4 protein-coding genes are annotated in these 3274 nt (G+C 39.5%); all 4 read right to left on the bottom strand.

Going from position 1 to position 3274, the window contains the following annotated elements:
• Window positions 1–111 precede the first annotated feature (111 nt).
• The 4 genes from PQ474_RS25815 to PQ474_RS25800 are packed head-to-tail and all read right to left on the bottom strand — an operon-like array spanning window position 112 to window position 3049.
• Entirely contained in the window at window positions 112–351 is a 240-nt protein-coding gene (locus PQ474_RS25815) for a hypothetical protein (protein ID WP_273848441.1), read from the bottom strand.
• Window positions 348–1148: an ExeA family protein gene (locus PQ474_RS25810; protein WP_273848440.1), complete on the bottom strand. Its 801-nt coding sequence runs from the start codon at window positions 1146–1148 to the stop codon at window positions 348–350. Before PQ474_RS25810 ends, PQ474_RS25815 begins: the two co-directional genes overlap by 4 nt.
• Entirely contained in the window at window positions 1141–2496 is a 1356-nt protein-coding gene (locus tag PQ474_RS25805; RefSeq protein ID WP_273848439.1) for a DDE-type integrase/transposase/recombinase, read from the bottom strand. Before PQ474_RS25805 ends, PQ474_RS25810 begins: the two co-directional genes overlap by 8 nt.
• A gap of 40 nt (window positions 2497–2536) precedes the next feature.
• A complete protein-coding gene (locus tag PQ474_RS25800; RefSeq protein WP_273848442.1) occupies window positions 2537–3049 on the bottom strand; it encodes a DUF6431 domain-containing protein in 513 nt (170 codons plus the stop codon).
• Between the last annotated feature and the right edge of the window lie 225 nt (window positions 3050–3274).

Raw genomic sequence — 3274 nt, 5'->3', positions numbered from 1 at the left:
TGTTATTGACAATGTTTTTTGACTAGAAATTGACAGGCTTAGTTGTCCAAACTTTGCTTGATTTTCTGACCAAGAAAGGGAAGCTGTATATGACTAAGCTTCCCTGAAGTATTAATTTTCAATTTCATAAATCTCATTTATCCGTAAATTCAGCTTCAACTGATTCGATCCTATCTCCACATACCATAATCGCTGTCCTGTTAATCCAAGACGACAAGGAACACTTACTACTTTACTTAGGCAAAGGTTAAAAGATTCCCCACTATCCATCGCTCTTCCGTAATCTCCATCAACCTTTAACCAGCAGCCGTAGTCCTTGTAATACCGCATGTATATTCGTTGATGCTTCATGATAGCTCTCCTTGAATGACATGTTTTACCATATGATCATCAATGATCCGTCGTCCATTTTGAGCTCCATACAGGAGGGTATGTGTACAAACCTTATTAATAAGCCTTGGAGTTCCACCGGAAAATCGATGTATCTCTTCCAAAGCACCGTCAGAAAAGATTTGTTGGTCAACTGCTGCATATTCCATATGTCGTGAAATATACTCATCAACTTGTGCCCGATCATAGTGACTTAATTTAAACTGAATATCAATTCTTTGACGTATAGCTGCGTATGATTGAAGACGGAGTCGATCCCATAATTCACTCTGACCTACAAGAATAAGAGCCATTGGACTTTGGGCATCCATCTTAAAATTGAGTAAGAACCTAACTTCTTCTAACATCTCACGATCTAGAAGGTGTGACTCATCGACCACAACTACTGGATGAATTCCATGAATTCCTTTCATTAACTCAATTTCTCGATGAAGTTGCCGTTTGGCATCTCCTCTATAAAATTTTGATTCCGATCCTAACTGCTCTAACAATCCTTTATAAAAGTGTCTAGGAGTTAATTTCGAATCCGATAAATAAAGCACTTGAAATTTACCCTGATCCAGTCTATCTACAAATTTTCGAACCGTGGTTGTTTTTCCTGTACCGCAATCTCCAGTTAAGACGGCAAAAAGTTGTCTTTCTGCCGTATACTTTAATCGGCCTAAAACCTCTTGCATAGTAAATGAATCGTAAAGTTGATTAGTAGGGACATCTCTTGTAAAAGGAGTATGTTCCATTCCATAAAAAGCTTCAAACATGTTCGCCATCCTCCTTCCAAACAGCTCGAAAAGATACAGCTGGCGCTTGATTAACTTGTCTCTCTTGATGTTTTTGTTCAGCTGCTTTCAATAGTCTAGAAGAATCGACTTCGTGTGTGTGAAGGTGTGAAGGGAGGCTTGGTCGTTTTCCAGCCCTTTCGCCAATCACAAGCTTCTTGGCTTTCCAAGGGGAATAGCCCTCATACTCAATCGTTAACTCCTCCAGATCCGCTGGATCATAGACAACATCTACCTGACGTCCAATAAAAGAAAGACCAACTTCATATTTTCGATCCATAAAACTAATACATCCCGATTTATCTACCTTCCTGGTCTCGCAATGTAAGAAAGCATTGGTTAGTAGGTCAGGATCAATAAAACGAAGTGCTTTTTTATCGCTTCGAAAAGCTGTTTCAGGACTTATATTCTCCCCGAGTCCCGAGTGAGACTTACTTTGATAACATTCGGATAGCCAAACTTGAAATAGTTCATTCAATCGATCTAAGGTACTTGGTTTTTCGAGTGCCACTTCCCCTAAGAAAGAATCTACCACTCTATTAAAGCGTTCAACCTTTCCTTTTGATTCGGCCGCATAAGGCTTTGCGTAAATAAGACGTGTACCCAATTTAGAACACGTACGAGCCATCCATTTGGTTCGATACTGTTTCCCATTATCAAAATAAACAGATTCAGGGACACCATATTTTTGAATGGCATTACGAAAGGCATCCTCGATAATCCTGGAATCAAGGGTTGGATAGAAGGCTCCATGAAGAATAAACCGAGTCGCATCGTCGATTATAGCCACTAAATAAACCTGCTTTTTCGTACCATTTGGTCCAATTGACAAATAAGGTCCATATTTAATATCAGATTGCCACAACTGATTACGATGACGCCTTTGAAATCGTCTAGCAGCTACTCCTGTTTGAGAGTAGAGCTTCATTTGTCGAGAACTATATCCTCTATCGGTTAATCGTTCTTGAAGAGTAGAACGTTTAAGCTGCCCAGGTTTAGCCAAACCCTCCCACTCAAGAATTTGAATAATTTGTGCAACACTTCTACTAGGAGCTTCTTTTCGAAGCAGAATCGATTGTTCCAATAAGTGTGGAGGAATTGCCTCAGATTTCATTTTTCCTGAAGTACCTTTTGGCTTTAACCCTTCAAACCCTTCGTTACGATACTGTGCAAGGTAACGTCTAATGGTCCTTTCAGAAAGACCGCTGGTCTTACATATTTGGTCTTTCAATTCTTTCGCTTTTCCAGCATCTATCCCTTCCGTCAGGAGAGGGGAAATGAGCTGGAATCGTTGTACTGCAATTTCTTCTGCTTTTTTTTGATTTCTCATGATAACACTCCTCTATATATGTGATTATCATGAGTGTAAATCAGCTATCCTCGGACAAGAATGCAGAACGGGTATGTATCCATAAATTAAAATTCACAATCGGTCGGACAATTCTCTCTAGCCACTGGGGAGCATTTCCCACCAGTCGTCCTATTTTTTGAGGTGCAGTCTTTGAATTTGCGGACGTCAAATTCAAAGGGATCATGTCCTGTTTAGTTCTAAGCAGAATGGATATGAGGCAATTAGCCCAATAATCTACAAAACTATTAAACCAATCAAACCAACGAAATAGGGTAGATTCATCAGCTGGAACGTCATGCGTAGAAGGGTTCGATAGAACCGTTTCTATGCACTCTGACTCATATCTTTTGTATGGAACTAAGAAGTCTGGTAATTCATGATGAATTCGACCACATTGATCACAACACAATCGCCGAATATTATAAACTTTTGCCTCTCCAGATCTTTCTCTAGATTTTCTATCTCTAGTACCAATTACGCTCATGCTTTTCCCACAACAGGGAGAAGGAATCCTCCCCGCACCTCTAACCAAAAACTCCTGTAAAGGTATTTTCAATAAGTTGGTAATCTGATACAATAACCATAGTTGATTTTTATGAGGGGACGTCTCCCGTATATCTGTTGGAGCAGATATACATTATGGGAGGCGTCCTTTTCCTTTCTCCAAAATTATAAATGTCGAAATGTTTCGAATTATATATGGACATTATAATCGTCTAATTCTGGATAGGCAATACCGTCAACTTTGGGGCATTTA

The sequence above is a fragment of the Halalkalibacter alkalisediminis genome (assembly GCF_028610705.1).
GTDB classification, from domain to species: domain Bacteria; phylum Bacillota; class Bacilli; order Bacillales; family Bacillaceae_D; genus Halalkalibacter; species Halalkalibacter alkalisediminis.
The sequence above is the reverse complement of the archived record's forward strand: the minus strand, read 5'-3'. Positions and strand labels throughout refer to the sequence as shown.

Bases quoted from the DNA above. Each gene is read 5' to 3' on its own strand.
- PQ474_RS25815 (WP_273848441.1), bottom strand. From the start codon at position 351: ATGAAGCATCAACGAATATACATGCGGTATTACAAGGACTACGGCTGC.
- PQ474_RS25810 (WP_273848440.1), bottom strand. From the start codon at position 1,148: ATGTTTGAAGCTTTTTATGGAATGGAACATACTCCTTTTACAAGAGAT.
- PQ474_RS25805 (WP_273848439.1), bottom strand. From the start codon at position 2,496: ATGAGAAATCAAAAAAAAGCAGAAGAAATTGCAGTACAACGATTCCAG.